This is a genomic window from Pseudomonas sp. 910_21 (genome assembly GCF_052850735.1).
Genome location: NZ_VXCY01000004.1, coordinates 540765 through 561183 on the forward strand (window position 1 = coordinate 540765; position 20419 = coordinate 561183).

Annotated in this window: 16 protein-coding genes and 1 pseudogene; 10 read left to right on the forward strand and 7 right to left on the reverse strand. The window is 61.6% G+C overall.

Annotated features, from left to right (window positions below):
- Positions 1-18: 18 nt before the first annotated feature.
- Positions 19-1065: a GlxA family transcriptional regulator gene (locus FW796_RS16150; RefSeq protein ID WP_346634110.1), complete on the forward strand. Its 1047-nt coding sequence runs from the start codon at positions 19-21 to the stop codon at positions 1063-1065.
- A gap of 19 nt (positions 1066-1084) precedes the next feature.
- Here the strand turns inward: FW796_RS16150 and FW796_RS16155 are convergent, their stop codons facing one another.
- On the reverse strand, positions 1085-2680 hold the full coding sequence (locus tag FW796_RS16155; protein ID WP_446439570.1) for a DHA2 family efflux MFS transporter permease subunit: 1596 nt from the start codon (positions 2678-2680) through the stop codon (positions 1085-1087).
- Positions 2681-2757: 77 nt separating this feature from the next.
- Here FW796_RS16155 and FW796_RS16160 point away from each other — a divergent pair, with 77 nt between their 5' ends.
- Positions 2758-3957, forward strand: coding sequence for an HlyD family secretion protein (locus FW796_RS16160; RefSeq protein ID WP_404938039.1), 1200 nt, complete (start codon positions 2758-2760; stop codon positions 3955-3957).
- 103 nt (positions 3958-4060) lie between these two features.
- Here FW796_RS16160 and mgrA read toward each other — a convergent pair whose 3' ends face one another.
- The 3 genes from mgrA to FW796_RS16175 all read right to left on the reverse strand — a co-directional run bounded on the left by mgrA (position 4061) and on the right by FW796_RS16175 (position 9112).
- Positions 4061-5098, reverse strand: coding sequence for an L-glyceraldehyde 3-phosphate reductase (gene mgrA / locus FW796_RS16165; RefSeq protein ID WP_346634107.1), 1038 nt, complete (start codon positions 5096-5098; stop codon positions 4061-4063).
- Positions 5099-5251: 153 nt separating this feature from the next.
- Positions 5252-6580 (reverse strand): LLM class flavin-dependent oxidoreductase, encoded by a 1329-nt coding sequence (locus FW796_RS16170; RefSeq protein ID WP_446439571.1) that lies wholly within the window; start codon positions 6578-6580, stop codon positions 5252-5254.
- Between the two features lie 273 nt (positions 6581-6853).
- Positions 6854-9112 (reverse strand): TonB-dependent receptor, encoded by a 2259-nt coding sequence (locus tag FW796_RS16175; RefSeq protein ID WP_346634105.1) that lies wholly within the window; start codon positions 9110-9112, stop codon positions 6854-6856.
- Between the two features lie 205 nt (positions 9113-9317).
- Here FW796_RS16175 and FW796_RS16180 point away from each other — a divergent pair, with 205 nt between their 5' ends.
- Positions 9318-10364 carry a LacI family DNA-binding transcriptional regulator gene (locus FW796_RS16180; protein ID WP_446439572.1) on the forward strand — a complete coding sequence of 349 codons (1047 nt, stop codon included), beginning with the start codon at positions 9318-9320 and terminating at the stop codon, positions 10362-10364.
- A gap of 2 nt (positions 10365-10366) precedes the next feature.
- Here the strand turns inward: FW796_RS16180 and FW796_RS16185 are convergent.
- Positions 10367-10615 (reverse strand): annotated as a pseudogene (locus tag FW796_RS16185) (type II toxin-antitoxin system HicB family antitoxin); the annotation flags it as partial.
- A 294-nt stretch (positions 10616-10909) separates the two neighbouring features.
- Here FW796_RS16185 and FW796_RS16190 point away from each other — a divergent pair.
- Positions 10910-11167 carry a hypothetical protein gene (locus tag FW796_RS16190; RefSeq protein ID WP_346634103.1) on the forward strand — a complete coding sequence of 86 codons (258 nt, stop codon included), beginning with the start codon at positions 10910-10912 and terminating at the stop codon, positions 11165-11167.
- Between the two features lie 9 nt (positions 11168-11176).
- Here the strand turns inward: FW796_RS16190 and betT are convergent, their stop codons facing one another.
- Together betT and epsC are read right to left on the reverse strand one after the other, a co-directional pair.
- Positions 11177-13138, reverse strand: a complete 1962-nt coding sequence (betT, locus tag FW796_RS16195) for a choline transporter BetT (RefSeq protein ID WP_185073422.1) — start codon at positions 13136-13138, stop codon at positions 11177-11179.
- A gap of 388 nt (positions 13139-13526) precedes the next feature.
- Positions 13527-14453, reverse strand: a complete 927-nt coding sequence (epsC, locus tag FW796_RS16200) for a serine O-acetyltransferase EpsC (RefSeq protein WP_041115170.1) — start codon at positions 14451-14453, stop codon at positions 13527-13529.
- Positions 14454-14642: 189 nt separating this feature from the next.
- Here epsC and FW796_RS16205 point away from each other — a divergent pair, with 189 nt between their 5' ends.
- The 6 genes from FW796_RS16205 (at position 14643) to FW796_RS16230 (ending at position 20391) form a co-directional block, all read left to right on the forward strand.
- Positions 14643-15638 carry a D-cysteine desulfhydrase gene (locus FW796_RS16205; RefSeq protein ID WP_346634102.1) on the forward strand — a complete coding sequence of 332 codons (996 nt, stop codon included), beginning with the start codon at positions 14643-14645 and terminating at the stop codon, positions 15636-15638.
- Positions 15639-16119: 481 nt separating this feature from the next.
- Positions 16120-16917, forward strand: a complete 798-nt coding sequence (gene tcyJ / locus FW796_RS16210; protein ID WP_346634101.1) for a cystine ABC transporter substrate-binding protein — start codon at positions 16120-16122, stop codon at positions 16915-16917.
- Complete coding sequence (gene tcyL, locus FW796_RS16215) at positions 16917-17582, forward strand: cystine ABC transporter permease (RefSeq protein WP_123724242.1); 666 nt, start codon at positions 16917-16919, stop codon at positions 17580-17582. The genes tcyJ and tcyL overlap by 1 nt, the downstream gene beginning before the upstream one ends.
- Positions 17583-17586: 4 nt before the next feature.
- The gene (gene tcyN, locus FW796_RS16220; RefSeq protein WP_346634100.1) at positions 17587-18339 is read left to right on the forward strand and encodes an L-cystine ABC transporter ATP-binding protein TcyN; all 753 of its coding nucleotides are present in this window, start codon (positions 17587-17589) and stop codon (positions 18337-18339) included.
- A gap of 55 nt (positions 18340-18394) precedes the next feature.
- Entirely contained in the window at positions 18395-18775 is a 381-nt protein-coding gene (locus FW796_RS16225; RefSeq protein WP_346634099.1) for a DUF2750 domain-containing protein, read from the forward strand.
- 374 nt (positions 18776-19149) lie between these two features.
- The gene (locus tag FW796_RS16230) at positions 19150-20391 is read left to right on the forward strand and encodes an SfnB family sulfur acquisition oxidoreductase (protein ID WP_446439573.1); all 1242 of its coding nucleotides are present in this window, start codon (positions 19150-19152) and stop codon (positions 20389-20391) included.
- The last annotated feature ends 28 nt before the right edge of the window (positions 20392-20419 follow it).

Genomic DNA, 20419 nt, shown 5'->3' on the forward strand with positions numbered 1-20419 from the left:
TACAGGGAGAAAATGGACATGGATGTGCTCACGTTGATCGCGCTGGAAGGAGCCATGGGGTCAAGTGTGGCGATCACCCTGGATGTGCTGCGTACTGCCAACCAGGTCGCCGAAGTCATGGGACGCCCCACCATTACCTGGAAGATCATCGGCAGCAGTGAGTCCGTACGAATGCGCAATGGCATGCGCCTGGATGCACTGCCGCTGGACAAGGCCCAGACCATTGAAGGCAGCATGCTGGTCATCCCTGGGCTGGGGCTGGAAAACACCCAGGAGCTGGATTTCTTTGGCTGTCGCCGGGAAAAGAGGCAGCCGGGCCTCAGTCAGTCCACCGAGCTCATTGACCGGCTCGGGCACAACGACATCCGCAAGCTGAGCAAGCTGGTGCAAGAACATCACCTGCGCGGGCAAGAGACTGCGGCGTCCTGCTCGGCGGTTTTCGTTCTGGGGGAGGCAGGGATTCTCGAGGGCCGGACCGTCACCACTCACTGGCAACTGTACGACACCTTCAAGCAGCGATATCCCGAGGCGATACTCGACACAAAGCGCATGCTTATTCATGACGGAAATATGATTACTGCAGGCGCAGGCATGTCGCAAATGGACCTGATGCTCTATGTACTGCGCAATAAGATGGGCAATCAAATTGCCGAACTGACCATGCGCTATCTACTGATAGATGGGCGACCTGCGCAATATCACTACATGGCCCTATCCAACTTACAAACAGAAAATCGCGAAGTACTGATGCTGGAGAAGTTCATCGAGGACTGCCTGCCCAACGTTCCGCCATTGAGCACCATTGCCGAGCATTTACGGATCACCGAGAAGACCTTATCGCGCAGAATCCGCAGCGCCACGGGTAAGCCGCCCATGGCCTTCATTCAGAAAGTTCGCCTGCAACATGTTCAAAGTTTATTGGAAACTACCAATATGAGCATTGAAGAAGTTGCCTTTAAAGTGGGCTATTCCGACGCGACGGCACTACGTCGATTGATGTGGAAGAGCATGGGCTGCACTCCGAGCCAGTTGCGCAAGGCCAGGTCCGGCCCACCGATCATCTAATCAGCAAGCACTGGAGCCATCACTTCTCATCCTCGGCCGTGCCTGGTGCGGCCGGGGGAACCTTGCACAGCGGCACCAGCAACAGCGCCACCACGAACATCATGGCCATCAGGCGAAATACATCGCCAAACGCCAGGGTCAGGGCTTCACGCCCCACCAATCTGCCAAGAATGCCCTGGGCCATCAGGAATGCGTGGCTGGAGTCGGGAGTATCGGCAGCGATCTTCAGGGCCAGTTGCCCCATCAGTTCCTGGGCCGCAACAGCCTTGGCACCCAAAGATTCCGACAGACGCAGCACCTGGGTTCGGGCGTCGTCCTGCAGCCAGGTATTGACCGTTGCGATGCCAATGGCGCCTCCCAGGTTGCGCATCAAGTTGAACAGACCGGAGGCCTGACGCAATTCGACGCCCTGGAAAGAACTCAAGGCCATGTTCACGCTGGGAACGATGCAGAGCATCAGGAACAGGCCCCGGGCAACTTGAGGAACCAGCAGCTCATCGAATCCCCAGTTGGACGTGACCCGGGAAGTCAGCCACAGGCTCAGTGCCAGCCCCAGAAAGCCCACCGAGATGATCAAGCGTCGATCAACCTTCTCCGAAGCCCGGGCGGCAATGATGGTACTCACCAGTTGCCCGATCCCCACGACGAAAACCGTGGTGCCGATTTCCAGGCTGTCGAAGCCCCGCACACGCCCGAGAAACACCGGGACCAGATAAGTCGAGGAGTACAGGCCGAAGCCAATCACCAGGTTCAACAGGCAAGCAATGGAAAAGGTCCGGTCGCGAAAGGGCACCAACGACACAATCGGATTATTCGAATACAGCGAGCGCTCAATAAACAAACCAAAGGAGACAATGGAAACCCAGGCCGCAATGACAATCGCGCTATCGCTGAACCAGTCCTTGCGCGGCCCCTCCTCCAACACGTACTCGAAGCAGCCCAATGCCAGGGCCATGGCCACAAAGTGCAGCCAGTCGATACGCCGCAACATCGACAGATCGGGACGATCCACATCGATCAGCAGCGCAGCGCCAATACAGATCAGCAGCCCTGGCAGCACGTTGATAAAGAAGATCCAGCGCCAGTCCAGGTAGAAGGTCACCAACCCGCCCACCGTGGGGCCCAGCGTCGGCGCCAGCACCGCGGTCATGCCGAGAATGGCCGGGACCATCGCCCGTTGCTTGCCCTCGAACAGCACGAAACCCACGGCAAACACCGTAGGCACCATGGCCCCGCCGGCGAAGCCCTGCAGGGCCCGCAATACAATCATCGACTCGATGTTCCAGGCCATCCCGCAGCCAATGCTGAACAGGGTAAAGAATGCCGCACTGGCAGAGAACAGCCAGCGGGTGGAAATCGCCTGGGCGAGGAAGGCCGAGAAGGGAATCATGATCAGTTCGGCGATCAGATAGGCGGTCTGCACCCAGCTCACTTCATCAGGACCGGCACTGAGTCCGGCCTGCACATCGTTCAGGGATGCCGCCACGATCTGGATATCGATCAACGCCATGAACATGCCAAAAGCCATGATGGTGAAGACCAGAAACTTGCGTCGGGTGGACTGTTGACCAGGCTGTGCGCCTGCGTCAGGGAGGTCGGATACGCTTGTCGTCACGGTAGGTACTTCCCTGTAGTATTGCGACCGCCATATGAATATTATGATCGTAATTCAAAACAGCATGGAGCTTCAACATGGAGCAGAGCACCCAGACTCAGAACGCCATCCTGCAAGCCGCGCAAGAGACGGAAAAGCCGCGCAAGCGCTCCAAACGCCCTCTGATCGCTGGCGCCATCGCCATGACATTGGTGGCGGTCGGGGTGGGCTGGGTGCTGATGGCGCCTTCAACTGAAGCCACGGACGACGCCTACATCGCTGCCGATGCCACCTCCGTCGCGCCACGGGTTCATGGCCTGGTGACCGAAGTCCTGGTCAAGGACCACCAGACTGTGACTGCCGGACAGCCCCTGGTGCGCATCAACAGCGAAGAGTTCGATAGCCGAGTCGCCCTGGCCGAAGGCGATCTCGCCGACAATCAAGCCCAGGTCGCCCTGGCCCAAGCAGCCCTGACGATCCAGGATGCCGAGCAGCGCCTGGCCAACGCTCGGGTACTGGCGGCCCGCACCTCAATCCGCACCAACCAGGCCGAGTCCAAGCGCGCAGGGGCTGAACGCAACCGTTTCGATACCCTGGTCACGACCGGCGCCGTGGCGCGCAACGAAGTAGAGAAGTACAGCACCCAGGCGATCTCGGCAGAGCAAGGTCTTGCCTATGCCCAGGCCATGCTGCAAGTGGCGGAAAACGACCTTGCCGTCACTTCAGCCCAACGCGAACGCCTGCAGGCGCAGCTGCAAATGGCCAAGGCCAAGGTGGTGACAGCGAAGGCCCGACTGGAGCTGGCGCAACAGGACCTGCGACACACCACGGTCTATGCGCCAATGGATGGCACCGTAGGCAATCGGCAGATTCAAGTAGGGGACTATGTGCAACCGGGCTCACGCATGCTGACCCTGGTGCCGCTGCATGACCTTTATGTACTGGCCAACTTCAAGGAAACCCAGACTCAGCACATGTACCCGGGCCAATCCACCCGCATCAAGATCGATGCCTTGCCGGGCGTGAGCATCGTCGGCACCGTGGAAAGTCTGGCGCCGGGTTCAGGTTCGACCTTCGCCCTGCTGCCCTTTGAACCGGGAACCGGCAACTTCACCAAGATAGTGCAGCGGGTTCCGGTGCGCATTCGCTTCAACGCCGACCAACCGGGTCTCGAGCGCCTGCGACCGGGCCTGTCGGTCACCGCGAAAGTCGACCTGGACGACTCTCAGGATCGGGCCGTAGCCAGCACCCAGACCTCGCTGAAAGTCAGCGCCAACACCCCCGCTCCAGCGCAATGACTGAGTCCGAGAGCTTCACCCACCGCCCCGCTCCAGGCGGCCAGACAGCCCCCTACAGATGGCTCTGTTGGGGGCTGTTTGCTCAGCGCAGATCCTGAAGGTCCTACTCTGCCGTCGATGGTCTTTCCCACAGGTTGATCCGACCCTCTTTGGCGAAATGATCGATTTCCGCCAGTTCCTCCACGGTAAAACTCAGATTCTGCAAGGCTCCGACGTTCTCGATGATCTGCTCCGGCCGGCTCGCCCCAATCAGCGCCGACGTCACCCGCGGATCGCGCAGGGTCCACGCCAGGGCCAACTGCGCCAGGCTCTGGCCGCGATTCCTGGCGATCTCGTTGAGGGCCCGCACGTGGGCGATATTGGCCTCGGACAAATGAGCGGCCTGCAACGAACCACCGCCCGGACGATTGACTCGCGCATCCTCGGGAATGCCATTGAGGTATTTGTCGGTGAGCAGCCCCTGGGCCAGCGGCGTAAAGGCGATGACCCCAACCCCAAGCTCGTCGGTGGTATCCAGCAAATCCTTCTCCACCCAGCGGTTGAGCATGTTGTAGGCCGGCTGATGGATCAGCAGCGGCACCTTCCACTCCTTGAGCAGCGCGGCGATTTCCCGGGTTTTCACCCCGGAGTAGGAAGAAATGCCGATGTACAACGCCTTGCCCTGTTGCACTGCGCTGGCCAGGGCACTGGCGGTTTCCTCCAGCGGGGTATCCGGGTCGAAACGATGGGAATAGAAGATATCCACATAATCCACACCCAGGCGCTGCAGGCTCTGGTCCAGGCTGGCCAGCACATACTTGCGCGAACCTCCGCCCTGGCCGTAAGGCCCCGGCCACATGTCCCAACCGGCCTTGCTGGAGATGATCAACTCATCGCGATAGGCCTTGAAATCTTCCCGCAGCAGCCGGCCGAAATTGATCTCGGCGCTGCCATAGGGCGGCCCATAGTTGTTGGCCAGATCGAAGTGATTGATACCCAGGTCAAAAGCCGTGCGCAGCAAGGCGCGCTGGGTGTCGATGGGCGTGCTGTCGCCAAAGTTGTGCCAAAGCCCCAGGGACAGCGCCGGCAGCACCAGGCCACTGCGGCCGACACGGCGATAGGGAATGGAGTCGTAACGGTTTTCGGCAGCTATGTAAGTCATCGAATCCTCTCTGGGTCAGATCTTTGCAAAACGACTAACGTCGATAAATTCACATTCCTGTAGGAGCCGGCTTGCCGGCGAACAAGCCTTCAAGCCTGGCACCGCCCTAACGAGCACCTTCGTTGGCAAGCCAGCCCCCACAACAAACCGTTGTTACACAAACTGATTCTTCGGCCGTGCCAACCCCAGGTTTTCCCGCAGCGTGCGGCCTTCATATTCAGTTCTGAACAGCCCGCGCCGCTGCAGTTCCGGAATCACCCGGTCGGCAACGTCGCGTAACCCGCCAGGCAGATGCGGCACCAGCACATTGAAACCATCGGCCGCGCCCTCCTCGAACCAGGCTTGCAGCTCATCGGCAATCTGCGCGGGTGTACCGATCAGGCTGTAATGCCCACGGCCGCCGGCAATCTTGCGCCCTAGCTGGGCCAGGGTCAGGTTGTCCTTGCCGGCCAGTTCGGTGAGCAGCTTCTGGCGGCTCTGCTGACCGCTGTCGGTCAGCGGCAATGGCGGCAAAGGTGCATCCAGCGCAAAACCAGACAAATCGAAATTGCCCAGCATCCGCCCAAGCAGAGCCACCCCCACTTCGGGCTCCACCAGCTCCTGGAAAGATTCGAACTTTTCCCGGGCCTGGTTTTCGCTGTCCCCCACTACCACGAACACCCCGGGCATGATTTTCAGCGATTCCGTACTACGATCGTACTGCTCAAGACGCCCTTTCAGGTCGGCATAAAAGGCCTGTGCGGCGGCCAGGGAGGGCTGCGCAGTGAACACCACTTCAGCAGTCTGGGCCGCCAGCTGACGACCGCTCTCGGAAGAGCCGGCCTGAACGATCACCGGATAACCCTGCGGCGGACGCGCCACATTCAACGGCCCTTTGACCCGAAAGAATTCGCCGCGATGCTCCAGTAAATGCTGCTTATTCTGATCGAAATACTCGCCACTGGCCTGGTTCCTGACAAAAGCATCGTCCTCCCAACTGTCCCAGAGCCCGGTGACCACCTGATAGAACTCACGGGCTCTGCGATAACGTTCGGCATGTCCGAAATGTTCGTCACGACCGAAGTTCTGCGCTTCGGCGGCATTGTCGGAAGTCACCAGATTCCACCCCGCCCGCCCCCCTGAAAGATGGTCCAGCGAAGCGAATTTACGTGCTACGTGGTACGGTACGTTATAGCTCGTAGTGCTAGTGGCAATAAGCCCTATACGCTCGGTCACAGCCGCCAGGGCCGAAAGCAAAGTCAAGGGTTCGAAGTAGTCGGAGCGCGCCATGCGGCTGGCGATGGTGCCCGTAGCGGCTGCCAGGCTGTCGGCGACAAACAGTGCATCGAAGCGAGCGGCTTCGGCGATCTGCGCCAGTTCTTTATAGACTGCAAAATCCAGCCCTGCCTGGGCCGGCACATCCGGATGACGCCAGGCGGCAACGTGGTGACCAGTGGCCATGAGAAAGGCGCCGAGCTTGAGCTGGCGAGTGGAACGGGACATGGATCACTCCTTGTTTCATCCTGCAAAAGAGACACCCCAACGCCCACCGTAGGAGCTGGCTTGCCAGCGAAAGCGCCCTCAAGACCTGCGCCCATCTCGCTAGCCCATTCGCCGGCAAGCCGGCTCCTACAACAGCCTGTTGGTGACAGACACAACGGCCGCTATCACCGCCTCCACCGTAGGAGCTGGCTTGCCAGCGAAAGCACCCTCAAGACCTGCGCCCATCTCGCTGACCCATTCGCCGGCAAGCCGGCTCCTACAACGGCAAGGGCATCAGAAGTCTTTGCGCAGCTGTACGCCGAAATAACGTTCGTCATCGCGAGGCACCGCGCGATAGATGTAGTTGCCGCCACTGGCCAGCAAGGGCGAATAGGATTTGTCGGCGAGGTTCTTGCCCAGCAAGGCCACGCGCCAACCGTCGTTGTAATCCGCCAGGGCGATGCTGGCGTTCCAGATACCGTAGGCGCCCTGCCGGGTGTCGAGGTTCTGGCTGATGTCGTACTGCACTTCGCTCTGCCAGCTGTAGTCGGTGCCCAACTCGATATCCAGGCCGTTATCCAGCGGGATGCTGTAGTCGGCCCGTACGTAGCTTTTCCAGTCCGGGCTGAAGGGCAAGGGTTTGCCATTGACGTTGCACGAGGCAGCCGCCCCTGGCGGGCAGGCAAACTCGTCGATCCGCGCCCGGGTGTAGGCCAAGGCTCCAGAGAACTTCAGTTGCTGGGTGGCCTGCAAGGCGTAGTCCAATTCGACGCCTTCAGTGCTGACGCTGCCGGCGTTGATCAGCCGAGTCACCACCTGCCCGGCCACGGTGTCGAAGAAGTTGGCCTGGTAGTTGTCGTACTCGCTGTGGAACACCGCCAGATTGGTGGTCAGGCGATTGTTCCAACTGCTGGCCTTGATCCCGGCTTCCCAGGTGTTGGAAGTCTCGGGCTTCAGCGCGTCGGTGTCCCGGGGCTGCATGTTGAAGAAGACGTTGTAGGCCGGCCCCTTGTAGCCTCGGGAATAGGTCAGGTAGCTGGTGATGCTGTCGCTGAGGTCGTATTGCAGCCCCAGGCGACCCGACCAGCCATCTTCGTCCACCGAGCCGGAGCTGCGGGTACCCGGCTGGATACCACTGACCGTGGTGGCCGAAGTCGAGACCCGCCGGTGGTCGTATTTCAGGTCGTCATGGGTCCAGCGCAAGCCGGCAATGCCCCGAAAATCCTCGGTGAAATTCAGCGTGCTTTCACCAAAGACCGCATAGCTGTCATTGGTGGTGCTGTAGTCGGCAATTCCGCGGTTGACGCCAGTGGTCGTGGTCAGGGTGCGCTGGTAGGTCTCCTCGTCCTTGCCATGCATGTAGAACAGGCCACCGACATACTCCAGGAACTGCCCCTTGGGCGACGCCAGGCGTAATTCCTGCGAGTACTGGTTGTAGTCCAGGTCGCCCTTGTCGGCGGTCCCTGGGAAGGCTGCCGTCACGCTCCCGAGTCGGTCGCCATCCTGATACTGGGTGTTGTTCCAGCCACGCCAGGCGGTGATGGAAGTCAGGGTGTAGTCACCCAGATTCCAGTCCAGCTGCCCGGACAAGCCCTTGTTGACGTCCTCCACGTGGGTCCGGGTATCGGTGTTGATATCGCGGTTGTCGCTGCTGGCTCGGACCGGGTTCAGGGCATTGGCGAAGGCCGGAGTCAGGGCCTTGCTGACCACGCCATTGGGCGCGTCGTCATGAGACTGCATGTAGTCCGCGGACAGGGTGAACTTGAGGTCCGCGCCGGGGGTGAACTCCAACTTGCCGCGCACGCCCTTGCGGTTGTAGCCGTTGACCTCCTGGCCGTTGTGGCGGTTATCCACATTGCCGTCGTAGCTGCCGAACAAGGTGGTGACAGAGCCTTTGAGGGTGTCGGGAATCAGGCTGCCGCCAATGCCGAAGCGGGTGCGACTTTCATTGCCGCTGTAGTAGGACTGATCGATGTAGCCGTGGGTCTGGGCAGTGGGGGCTCTGGTGACGATATTCAGCACCCCGGCCGAGGCGTTCTTGCCGAACAGGGTGCCCTGGGGACCGCGCAGCACCTCGATCCGTTCCAGGTCCAGCAAATCCAGGGTGGCCTGCCCGGGCCGGCCGTAAACCACACCGTCAATCACCGTGGCCACCGTCGGCTCGACCCCGGGCGACGTGGAAATAGTGCCCACGCCGCGGATGAACAGCGAAGTGTCCTTGTTCGAAGCACCGGTACGAAAATTCAGCGATGGCACCTGCTGCACGATGCTCGCCACGCCGTTGCGATTGTCCCGCTCCAACTGCTCGCCATCCACCACCGAAACCGCCACTGGCACTTTCTGCAGCGACTCTTCGCGGCGGGTGGCGGTGACCGTCACCGACTTCAGCGTCGGCTCCTGATCCTGCGCCGTTACCGCGCTTTGGGCGGCGTAGGCCCCCGGTAACGGCACCGCAGCCAACCCCGCCAATAGCCAGCCCAGATGTGGACGAAATGGCGTAGCGGCACGAATCGATTGCCGGAGCCTGAACTGTTCCCCAAGAAAATTCTGCATGCTGCACCTGCTGGAAAATGCCCCGAACCGCTGCCGATCTGCGCCGGCAGCGCCTGAAATCTGTCTTGGGCATTCGCTCGAGCGAGTAGCAGACATGGCGCCTTGTTAGCGCTAACATCGCCAGTATCGACAAGCACTTCATAGAGCGTCCAATACTGAAAAATTACTTTTATATGCCTTTTGGTTCAGTCCAAGGAAAGCGCTCATGACCACTGACCCAACGCCTGTGCGCAAGCGCCGCGGCGCCGGCCGCGTGACCCTGAACACCGTGGCCCGCCAAGCCGGGGTTTCGGCGATCACCGTATCGCGCTACTTCAACCAGCCGGACAGCGTCTCCCCCGAACGCCGGGAACGCATCGCCGCCGTGGTGGCCGAACTCGGCTATGTGCCCAATCTGGTGGCCGGCGGGCTGGCGTCGGCCCGGGGCAGGATCGTCGCCATGGTCATTCCGAACATTTCCGGACCGATCTTCGCCCAGACCATCCAGGGCTTCAGCGACACCCTCAGCCGCCATGGCTATCAGTTGCTGCTGGCGTCCAGCTACTTCGACGCGAAACAGGAAGAAAGCGCGGTACGGGCCTTTCTCGGCTGGTCCCCGGCGGCTCTGGTGCTGACCAGCCACTTCCACAGCCCGGGCACGGAAAAAATGCTCGCCGAAACCGAGATCCCGCTGATCGAAACCTGGGATTACCAGCCACAGCGCCAGCCCATGCAGATAGGTTTTTCCCACTTTCAGGTGGGGGTCAGCGCGGTTCGCCACCTGCACGCCAAGGGCTATCGGCGTATCGCCTTCGTGCAGAACAGCGCGCCTGGCGATTTCAGCGCCCTTGAACGGCGCGACGGCTACCTGGCGACGCTGGCCGAGCTTAAGTTGCCGTCCCGGGTGTTCGCCCCGGATGCCGACCGTGCCCCCTTCGAGGCCGGAAAACAGGCCATGGAAACCCTGATGGACGGCTCAGAGCGCCCCGACGCGATCATCTTCGCCAACGACAATCTGGCCGCTGGCGGACTGCTGGCGGGGCAACGAGCCGGGCTGAGGATTCCCGAAGAATGCGCGGTGCTGGGCTTTGGCGACTACCCCTTTGCCGAGATGCTGCTGCCGAGCCTGAGCACCATCAAACCACCGGCACTGGAGATCGGCGTACTGGCCGCAACCCGGGTCCTGGAGAGTCTCGGGGTACTGCCAACCCACACCGAAGTGCAGCGCCTGAACCTGCTGCAATGCCAGGTGATCGAGCGTGAAAGCACCTAGCCTCAGGCCGACAGTTCGCGCAGCGCCGCGGCAGCCAGGAACCCGGAGCGCGAGCGGTAGCGCTGGTCACGCTTGACCGTCTGGTCGATGCGCTCCAGCAGGTGTTCCGGCAGGGTGGCATTGAAGCGCACCGACTTGCCGAAATACGGCGTCACGTCGAACTCCACCACGCCCCATACGCCCCCGACGTAGTCGGGGTTATCCAGGTGATCATCGATCTCGTGCACCTGAGGCAAGGGCTCGCCGTCCGCCTCAATCTTGCCGACCATCTCCCGACAGCGCATAACCCTGCCCTGTGGATACCGAACCATCACGCACCTTATCCAACCAAGCACGCCGAGATACACACTGTACACACTTGGTTAATCAATACGCAGATAGCCCAATGCCTGCTCGTGAGCACAGGAGACGGCTTGCCGACCAAGAGACCCGTCTCGTTGCATCAGATGCTCTGATTTGCCACCTATGCTCCATGAACAGGCCGGCAAACACTCCGTGCCGGCTGACGCGACATCGTCCGACCGCTCCTGCAGGAGACGCTTTCCATGCACACCACCATCATCATCACCTTCGGCCTGATTCTGCTGGCGCTGCTGCTGTTTATCGGCGAACGACTGGGCTTTGCCCGACAGACATTGAGCTATGGATTTATCGGATTGTGGCTGGCGTTGACGGTGATCAACGGCGCAGTGGGGATGGTCACCGCCCATCAGCCCCTGAGATCGGAGCTGATGGTCGGCAGCCTGGTGTTTGCGGTGCCGGTACTGGCCCTGGTGCTCTACCTGCTGTTCACCAGGGCCTGAGCGCCTGGCTCAGCGCACCAGATGCAGGAACTGCATGTGGCGTTCGTACTGGTCGAGGATGTCGTTGATGATCTGCTCCTTGGTGTAGCCCATCAGATCGTAGTCCTGACTGCCCTCGGCCAGGTGCACCTCGGCCCGGTAGTAACGGCGGTTGCGCAGCTCTTTGGGGCCCATGCCGCCACGGGCGAAGGACGGGGTGAAGTACCCGCGCATCTGCACCTGATAGATGAACGGATGCTGGTCGCCATGGCCGATTTCCAGGCTGACATTGTCATTGGCCGGGTCCGGCTGGGTCACCACGTTCAGGCCTTTCTCGACGAACACCGCGGTTACCTCTTCGATGGCCGGGCGCACCGTCTGATCGAGGAAGCGATACACCTCGTCACGGGACGGGAAATGCACCGCCTGGCTCAAGCGCTGGCGCCAACCGCCCTTACCCCGTCGCGAAGGCGCTACCGGTGCCAGGGAATGCAGTTGGGCGATACGCCGCTGGGACTCCAGGTAGAACGCCTTGTGCAACCCCCACATCATCAACAGCAGAATCAGCGAGAACGGCAGCGAGGTCAGCACCACCGCCGACTTCAGCGAGTCGATGCTGCCGGCGAACAACAGCGCACTGGTGACCAGGGCGGTCATCGCGCCCCAGAACACCCGCAGCCATTTCGGCCCATCCTCATCAGCGTTGCCGCCTTTGGCCGACAGGGTCGAGAGCACCACGGTGCCGGAGTCCGCCGAGGTGACGAAGAACACGAAGCTGATGAACACCGTGACCGCGATCACGGTCTTGCTCCAGGGATAGGTTTCCAGCAGCAGGTAGAGGGTCATCGACGGGTTGTCGATGGCCGACATGCCCAGGGCACTCATGCCGTGGTTGAGCACCTGGTCGATGGCGCTGTTACCGAAGATCGACATCCACGCCAGGGTGAAGCCCAGGGGAATCAACAGCACGCCGAAGACGAACTCACGAATGGTCCGGCCACGGGAAATCCGCGCGATGAACAGGCCCACGAACGGCGACCATGCAATCCACCAGGCCCAGTAGAACACCGTCCAGCCGCCCAGCCAGTCGCTGGGCTTGTTATAGGCATAGACGTCGAAACTCTTGGTCGGCAGAGCGCCCAGGTAGTCCCCAAGATTCTGGATCAGGGTGTTGAGCAGGTGCTGGGTAGGGCCGGCGAACAGCACGAACAGCAGCAGCGCCACCGCTAGCAGCATGTTGATGTCGGACATCACCCGCACGCCCTTGTCGACACCCGACACCGCAACAATGATCGCCGCCCCCATCATCAAGGTGATCAGGCCGACCTGAATCCACTGGGTGTGGGCAATGCCAAACAGGTAGTCGAGACCGGAGTTCAGGTGCAGCACGCCAAAGCCCATGTCGGCGCCCAGGCCGAACACCGTGGCGATGATGCCGAAGCCGTCCACCGCGTAGCCGATAGGACCGTTGATGCGCTTGCCGATCAGCGGATACAGCGCCGAACGCAGAGCCAGCGGCAGGTTATGCCGGTAGGCGAAATAGGCCAGGGCCATGCCAACGAACGCGAACACCCCCCAGCCATGCAGCCCCCAGTGCAGAAACAGCAACTGCATGCCCTGACGTGCCGCCTCGGCAGTGCCGGCCTCGCCCTGGGGCGGTTGCAGCATATGGGTCAGGGGCTCGGAGACGCAGAAGAAGAACAGGGTGATGCTGATCCCGGCGGCGAACAGCATGCCGGCCCAGGACAGGTAACTGAACTCGGGTTCGTCGTGGTCGGCACCGAGCTTGATCTTGCCGTAGCCGGACAAGGCGGTGACCACCACGAAGACCAGGTACAGGGTCATCGCCAGCATGTAGTACCAGCCGACCGTGTTGGCCGCCCAGTTTTGCGCCGCCAGGAGCCAGGCGCCGGCCTGTTCCGGCATGGAAATCACCACCACGCCGAAGATCAGGATAAAGCTCGCGGCGAAGTAGAACACCGGAGGGTTCATGCGAATCAGAGTATTCGCGGAGGTGGATGGCGCACTCATGAAGGGTGCACCTCGAAGGGATGAAACATGGCTGAAATGTACGGACTCAGCAAAGGCAAGCCTCCTGTTGTGAGCGGGCAGCGAACCACCGGTTTAACTTGAACGAGCGTTCAAGTTAAACATGGATAGGCGCTCGAGGACTAATCGCAGGGCTCAGCGGTACTGTCAGTACGCTAGCTCAAGGAAGGGTATGACGTATGTCGCACGCAATCGTTCCGCCCGAAAAAGCCCCTGCTCGGAAACGGCCTCACTCCCGTAGGAGCCGGCTTGCCGGCGAAGAGGCCGGCAAGTCCTGCATCGCTCTCAGGGACGCCTTCGCTGGCAAGCCAGCTCCTACACAAGCCAGCGCCTACTTCTGCGAGCCGTCGTCGTGCTGCAGGTTGGCTTGGGTCAGGTTGCAACCGGCCGGCACGCTGCGGGTCAGCCAGACGTTGCCGCCAATGGTCGAGCCCTTGCCGATGGTGATGCGCCCCAGGATGGTCGCGCCGGCATAGATCACCACATCGTCCTCGACGATCGGGTGGCGCGGGTGGCCCTTCTGCAACTGGCCATCTTCGTCCGCCGGGAAGCGCTTGGCGCCCAGGGTCACCGCCTGGTAGATACGCACCCGCTCGCCGATGATCGCGGTCTCGCCGATCACCACGCCCGTGCCATGGTCGATGAAGAAGCTGCGGCCGATCTGCGCCCCGGGGTGAATGTCGATGCCGGTGGCCGAGTGAGCGATTTCCGAGCTGATCCGCGCCAGCAACGGCAGGCCGGCGCGATACAGATGGTGCGCCAGGCGGTGGTGAATCACCGCCAGGATGCCCGGGTAGCACAGCAGCACTTCATCCACACTGCGGGCCGCCGGGTCACCGTGGTAGGCCGCCAGCACGTCGGTGTCCAGCAACACCCGCAGGCCCGGCAGGGCCAGGGCGAAATCCTGGATCAGGCGGATCGCCCTGGCGTTGACCTCGGCGTCCGCCTCGCCGTTCTGCCGCGCCACATAACGCAGCTCCAGGCGCGCCTGAGCCAGCAAGGCATTGAGCGCCGCGTCCAGGGTGTGGCCGACGTAAAAGTCTTCACTCTCTTCGCGCAAGTCCACCGGCCCCAGGCGCATGGGGAACAGAGCACCGCACAGGGCTTCCAGGATCTCCGCCATGGCCGCTCGCGACGGCAATTCGCGCCCGCCCTGCTCGCCACTGACCCGACCGTTGCGGGTACGCCACTGATCACGGGCATCACGCAATTGCCCCACGATGGTCTGCAATTGCCAATGGCTGGAACGCTCGCTCACGATAAGACTCCTTACTCGGGCAGCCGGACAATCTGGCCGCGCAAACGGCGATCACTTTACGCCCCGCCAGGGCCGCGCTTAAGAACTAATTGTGTGGCTTCAAGCACTTTTTCGCATAAGCGATTGGCGGTTGCCCGGGCAAATATCGCTGCCTATAGTCCTTGCACCTTCCCTGTTCCGTGCGGACTCATGATCAAACAACAGCTTGCCCGCTTTAACCGTCTCGACCTGCTCGGTTCTACCACCGCCCTGGAAAAACTCGAACGCCTGTCAGCCTGGATCGGACGCGACATCTACGTCAAACGCGACGACACCACCCCCCTGGCCATGGGCGGCAACAAGTTGCGCAAGCTCGAATACCTGGCCGCCGACGCCCTGGCCCAGGGTGCCGATACCCTGATTACCGCCGGCGCCCTGCAGTCCAACCACGTACGCCAGACCGCAGCCCTGGCCGCCAAGCTGGGGCTGGGCTGCGTGGCCCTGCTGGAAAATCCCATCGGCACCGAAGACCCCAACTACCTGGGCAACGGCAACCGCCTGCTGCTGGACCTGTTCGACGCCAAGGTCGAATTGGTGGAAAACCTCGACCAGGCTGATGAACAGTTGCACGCTCTGGCCGCGCGCCTGCGCAGCAACGGCAAGAAACCCTACGTTGTGCCCATCGGCGGCTCCAATGCCCTGGGCGCCCTGGGTTACGTGCGTGCCGGCCTGGAACTGGCACAGCAGATCGAAGACAGCGGCCTGGAGTTTGCCGCGGTGGTGCTGGCCTCCGGCAGCGCCGGCACCCACAGCGGCCTGGCCCTGGCCTTGAGCGAAGTACTGCCGCAACTGCCGGTGATCGGCGTGACCGTGTCCCGCAGCGACGAGGACCAACGGCCCAAGGTCCAGGGCCTGGCCGAACGCACCGCCGAACTGCTGGGAGTGAAGCTGCCCGAGGCTTTCAACGTGCAGTTGTGGGACGAGTACTTCGCTCCCCGTTACGGCGAACCCAATGCCGGGACCCTGGCGGCGGTCAAGCTGCTGGCCAGCCAGGAAGGCCTGCTGCTGGACCCGGTATACACCGGCAAGGCCATGGCCGGCTTGCTGGACGGCGTCGGTCGCCAGCGTTTCAACGAAGGTCCGATCATCTTCCTGCACACCGGTGGAGCCCCGGCGCTGTTCGCCTATGCCGGCGCCTTCGCCTGATCCTTTGCGCCGCCCCGAGGACGCCTTCGCTGGCAAGCCAGTTCCTACGGGATGTGCGCCGTGAAGGCTTTTTGTAGGAGCCGGCTTGCCGGCGAACAGGCCCGCAAACCTGGCGTCGCCCTCGAAGACGCCTTCGCTGGCAAGCCAGCTCCTACGGGATGTGCGCCGTGAAGGTTTTTTGTAGGAGCCGGCTTGCCGGCGAACAGGCCCGCAAACCTGGCGTCGCCCTCGAAGACGCCTTCGCTGGCAAGCCAGCTCCTACGAGGGGTGAGTCGTTCATGCGATATAAAACCAAATGGAATAACAAAGTGAATTTATATTATTTTTAAACCTATATACATCACTTTATAGTCGCGCCGCAGGCTCATTTGCCGCGAGACGCATAAGCTGCATTTAAGGCAGGATAAAGCGTTACTTTCGGCTCACCGATTGGCCTGCATCTCCCACCCGCATCGTGCATAAGAAATCACAGGGGCTTGTCATGAATTTTTCCGTACTGCGTCGAAATCTGCTGATCGGCACACTGGGCCTGGCCCTCGGTGCCGGATTGATGGGACAAGCGGTTGCCGGCGAGCAACTGCAGAAAATCAAGGATGCGGGAGTGATCAACGTTGGCCTGGAAGGCACGTATCCACCGTTCAGCTTCGTCGACGAAAACGGCAAGCTGGCCGGCTTCGAAGTGGAGTTCTCCGAAGCCCTGGCGAACAAGCTCGGGGTCAAGGTCAAGCTGCAACCGACCAAATGGGACGGCATCCTCGCCGCCCTGGAGTCCAAGCGCCTGGACGCGGTCGTCAATCAGGTGACCATCTCTGAAGAGCGCAAGAAAAAGTACGATTTCTCCACCCCCTACACCGTCTCCGGGATCCAGGCCCTGACCCAGAAAAAGGATGAAGGCAAGTTCAAGACTGCCGCCGACCTGGGTGGCCACAAGGTCGGCGTGGGCCTGGGCACCAACTACGAACAATGGCTCAAGGACAACGTCCCCACCGCCATCATCAAGACCTACGACGATGATCCGACCAAGTACCAGGACCTGCGCGTAGGCCGTATCGACGCCATCCTGGTGGACCGTCTGGCCGCCTTCGAGTTGATCAAGAAAACCAAGGACACCCTGGTGGTTTCCGGCGAACCCTTCTCCCGCCAGGAAGCCGGTGTGGCCCTGCGCAAAGGTGAACCCGAGCTGCTGGCAGCGGTGAACAAGGCGATCGAAGAGCTGCGGGCCGACGGCACGCTGAAAAAGCTCTCGGAGAAATACTTCAACGCTGACGTCACCCAATAATGGAAGCAGGTCTGCAACTGGCGCTGGATTCGGCGCCATTTCTCCTGAAGGGCGCGTATTACACGGTCATCCTCAGCCTCGGCGGCATGTTCTTCGGACTGCTGCTGGGCTTTGGCCTGGCCTTGATGCGGCTGTCGCGCTTCAAGCTGCTGAGCTGGATTGCCCGAGTCTACGTGTCGTTCTTTCGCGGCACGCCGCTGTTGGTGCAACTCTTCGTGATCTATTACGGCCTGCCGCAACTGGGGCTGGAACTGGACCCGTTGCCCGCAGCGCTGATCGGTTTTTCCCTGAACATGGCGGCCTACGCCTGTGAAATCCTCAGGGCCGCCATCGGCTCCATCGAACGCGGCCAATGGGAAGCGGCCGCCAGCATAGGCATGACCCGGGCCCAGACGCTACGCCGGGCTATCCTCCCGCAAGCCATGCGCACCGCCTTGCCGCCGCTGGGCAACAGTTTCATTTCCCTGGTCAAGGATACGGCCCTGGCCGCCACCATCCAGGTGCCGGAACTGTTCCGCCAGGCGCAGCTGATCACCGCCCGCACCTTCGAAATTTTCACCATGTATCTTGCCGCCGCTCTGATCTACTGGATTCTCGCCAGCGTGCTCGCGCACCTGCAGAACCGGCTGGAAGAGCGGGTCAATCGGCACGACCAGGAGTCTTGAAGCCATGATCGTGGTGGAAAAACTGACCAAGCAGTTCAAGGGCCAGACCGTACTCAACGGCATCGACCTGGAGGTCAAGGAAGGCGAAGTGGTTGCCATCATCGGCCCCAGCGGCTCGGGCAAGACCACCTTCCTGCGCTGCCTCAATTTTCTTGAAGAACCGACCAGCGGACGCATCAGGATCGGCGACATTGCCATCGACAGCCAGATCCCCCTCAACCAGCAACAAGGCCGGATACGCCAGTTGCGCCAGCAAGTGGGTTTCGTGTTCCAGAACTTCAACCTGTTCCCCCACCGCACCGCCCTGGAGAACGTCATCGAAGGCCCGCTGGTGGTAAAGAAAACCCCACGGGACCAGGCCCTGACCCTGGGCCGCAAGCTATTGGCCAAGGTCGGCCTGGCGGGCAAGGAAGACAGCTACCCCAGGCGCCTGTCCGGCGGCCAGCAACAGCGTGTGGCGATTGCCCGGGCCCTGGCCATGGAACCCCGGGTGATTCTGTTCGACGAGCCCACCTCGGCCCTCGATCCGGAGCTGGTGGGCGAAGTACTGGCCACCATCCGCAGCCTGGCCGAAGAGAAACGCACCATGGTCATCGTCACCCACGAGATGAGCTTCGCCCGGGACGTGGCCAACCGAGTGATCTTCTTCGACAAGGGCGTGATCGTCGAACAGGGCGAAGCCAAGGCGCTGTTCGCCAACCCTCAGCAAGAGCGCACGCGACAGTTTCTGAGCAAGTTTCTCCAACCCGGCACATGAAGCTTCAATCCCCCATCGCCGGCTGCCCGCTCCCACTCCAGGCCATGGAGGCCTGATGCTGGCGCCACAGAAAATCCACAACCTGCTCCGGCTCTCGCCCCAGGCCCGGTGCGACTACCTGATTCGCAAGGTGGCGGATTTCCAGGTCATCTGGGGGCTGTTCGCTGACGGCTGGGCCACCGCCGGCTCTGCCCAGGCCAGCGCCATCGCGTTCTGGCCGGAGGCGGACTTCGCCGCCTTGTGTGCCCATGGCCCATGGCACGGCTTTGAACCCAAGCCCATTGAGCTGAGCCATTTCCTCTCTCACTGGCTGCCCGGCATGCAGCGCGACGCCACGCTCTGCCTGGTGTTTGCGGATGTGCACGGACAAGGCCTGTTGCTGCCCCCCGAGTCACTGCTGCAATCGCTCACCCACGAGCTGGATCAGTACCAGTAACGCCTGCGGCGCAGCCTTAAAGTTCACCGCTGAGCGCCTCACTTCGCGTGTTTCTATCCCCCTGTCCGTGTTCTTTTCTGCCGACGAAAAATGCTCGCCGACCTCTGCCGCACACCGCGCCAGCCCGCAGCCACTGGGCCGCAACCGGCCATCCTGCCGTATACGTAAACCCCTTCTATTCATATTCCTAAAAGTTAGTTTATTTAATTTTTATACGCGCATAGGGTATATGCACCGGACCACCGGACATTCTTGATTCTGATTTCGCCGCACGAACGCGGCATATCCATGAGATGTGAGGTAGGTATGGTCCGGAACACAATCACCCCAGTGCAGATCGCCAGGGCATTGCGTGCAGCCAAGGAGTGGCGCTGATGTCCAGTCTGGTCGAAGCTCAGGTCCAGAGTGACCTGGATATTGCTCCCCTTTTGTTGCCCGCACGGGTTTTGCGCAACGACGCCGAAGCCCTTCAGGCCGCCCATGAACTGGCGGACGTTGCCCGCCAGCAAGCCGCCCAACGTGACCGTCAGCGCAAGCTGCCCTGGGCGCAGATCGAACAGTTCACCCGCAGCGGCCTGGGCAGTATTTCCATCCCCCGCGCCTACGGCGGGCCACAGGTTTCCTTCGTCACCCTGGCTGAGGTCTTCGCCATCGTTTCCGCGGCCGACCCGGCCCTGGGACAGATCCCGCAGAACCAGTTCGGCATTCTCAACCTGATTCTCGGCTGCGGCACCGAGCGGCAGAAAAAACAGCTGCTGCAGAGCGTCCTGGAAGGCTGGCGCATCGGCAATGCCGGGCCGGAACGCGGCACCAAGAACACCCTGGAACTCAAGGCGCGGATCACCGCCGACGCCGACGGCCATGTGATCAATGGCCAGAAGTTCTACTCCACCGGCGCCCTGTTCGCCCACTGGGTAGCGGTCAAGGCACTCAACGAGGAAGGCCGCCAGGTGCTGGCCTTCGTCCGCCGTGGCACCCCAGGCTTGCGCATCGTCGACGACTGGTCCGGCTTCGGTCAGCGCACCACCGCCAGCGGCACCATCCTGCTCAACGATGTGCGGGTCGAGTCCGAGTTGGTGCTGGACAACTGGCGGATCAACGAGTCGCCCAATATCCAGGGTGCGGTTTCCCAACTGATCCAGGCCGCCATCGACGCCGGCATTGCCCGGGAAGCCGTGGCCGATGCCATCGCCTTTGTCCGTGAACGTGCCCGCCCGTGGATCGACGCCAACGTCGAGCGGGCCAGCGATGACCTGTATGTGATCGCCGACATCGGCAAGCTGCAGATCGAACTGCACGCCGCCGAAGCCCTGCTGCGCAAGGCCGGGCAGGTGCTGGATCAGGTCAGCGCGGCGCCGATTACCGCCGAGTCCGCCGCCCGCGCATCCATCGCCGTGGCCGAAGCCAAGGTGCTGACCACCGAGATCTCGCTGCTGGCCAGCGAAAAGCTCTTCGAGCTGGCCGGCAGCCGCGCCACCCTCGCCGAATTCAACCTCGACCGTCACTGGCGCAACGCCCGGGTGCACACCCTGCACGACCCGGTGCGCTGGAAGTACCACGCTGTCGGCGCCTACCACCTGAACGGCACGCTGCCGGCTCGGCATTCCTGGATTTAACCGCCCAGAACGCTTTTGACCAGATCTC

What these genes read in the sequence shown, in the direction of transcription:
- FW796_RS16230 (WP_446439573.1), top strand. Translation starts at nt 19,150, where the DNA reads ATGTCCAGTCTGGTCGAAGCTCAGGTCCAGAGTGACCTGGATATTGCT.
- FW796_RS16150 (WP_346634110.1), top strand. Translation starts at nt 19, where the DNA reads ATGGATGTGCTCACGTTGATCGCGCTGGAAGGAGCCATGGGGTCAAGT.
- FW796_RS16175 (WP_346634105.1), bottom strand. Translation starts at nt 9,112, where the DNA reads ATGCAGAATTTTCTTGGGGAACAGTTCAGGCTCCGGCAATCGATTCGT.
- tcyJ (WP_346634101.1), top strand. Translation starts at nt 16,120, where the DNA reads ATGAATTTTTCCGTACTGCGTCGAAATCTGCTGATCGGCACACTGGGC.
- mgrA (WP_346634107.1), bottom strand. Translation starts at nt 5,098, where the DNA reads ATGACTTACATAGCTGCCGAAAACCGTTACGACTCCATTCCCTATCGC.
- FW796_RS16190 (WP_346634103.1), top strand. Translation starts at nt 10,910, where the DNA reads ATGCACACCACCATCATCATCACCTTCGGCCTGATTCTGCTGGCGCTG.
- tcyN (WP_346634100.1), top strand. Translation starts at nt 17,587, where the DNA reads ATGATCGTGGTGGAAAAACTGACCAAGCAGTTCAAGGGCCAGACCGTA.
- FW796_RS16170 (WP_446439571.1), bottom strand. Translation starts at nt 6,580, where the DNA reads ATGTCCCGTTCCACTCGCCAGCTCAAGCTCGGCGCCTTTCTCATGGCC.
- betT (WP_185073422.1), bottom strand. Translation starts at nt 13,138, where the DNA reads ATGAACCCTCCGGTGTTCTACTTCGCCGCGAGCTTTATCCTGATCTTC.
- FW796_RS16225 (WP_346634099.1), top strand. Translation starts at nt 18,395, where the DNA reads ATGCTGGCGCCACAGAAAATCCACAACCTGCTCCGGCTCTCGCCCCAG.
- FW796_RS16205 (WP_346634102.1), top strand. Translation starts at nt 14,643, where the DNA reads ATGATCAAACAACAGCTTGCCCGCTTTAACCGTCTCGACCTGCTCGGT.
- FW796_RS16180 (WP_446439572.1), top strand. Translation starts at nt 9,318, where the DNA reads ATGACCACTGACCCAACGCCTGTGCGCAAGCGCCGCGGCGCCGGCCGC.
- FW796_RS16160 (WP_404938039.1), top strand. Translation starts at nt 2,758, where the DNA reads ATGGAGCAGAGCACCCAGACTCAGAACGCCATCCTGCAAGCCGCGCAA.
- tcyL (WP_123724242.1), top strand. Translation starts at nt 16,917, where the DNA reads ATGGAAGCAGGTCTGCAACTGGCGCTGGATTCGGCGCCATTTCTCCTG.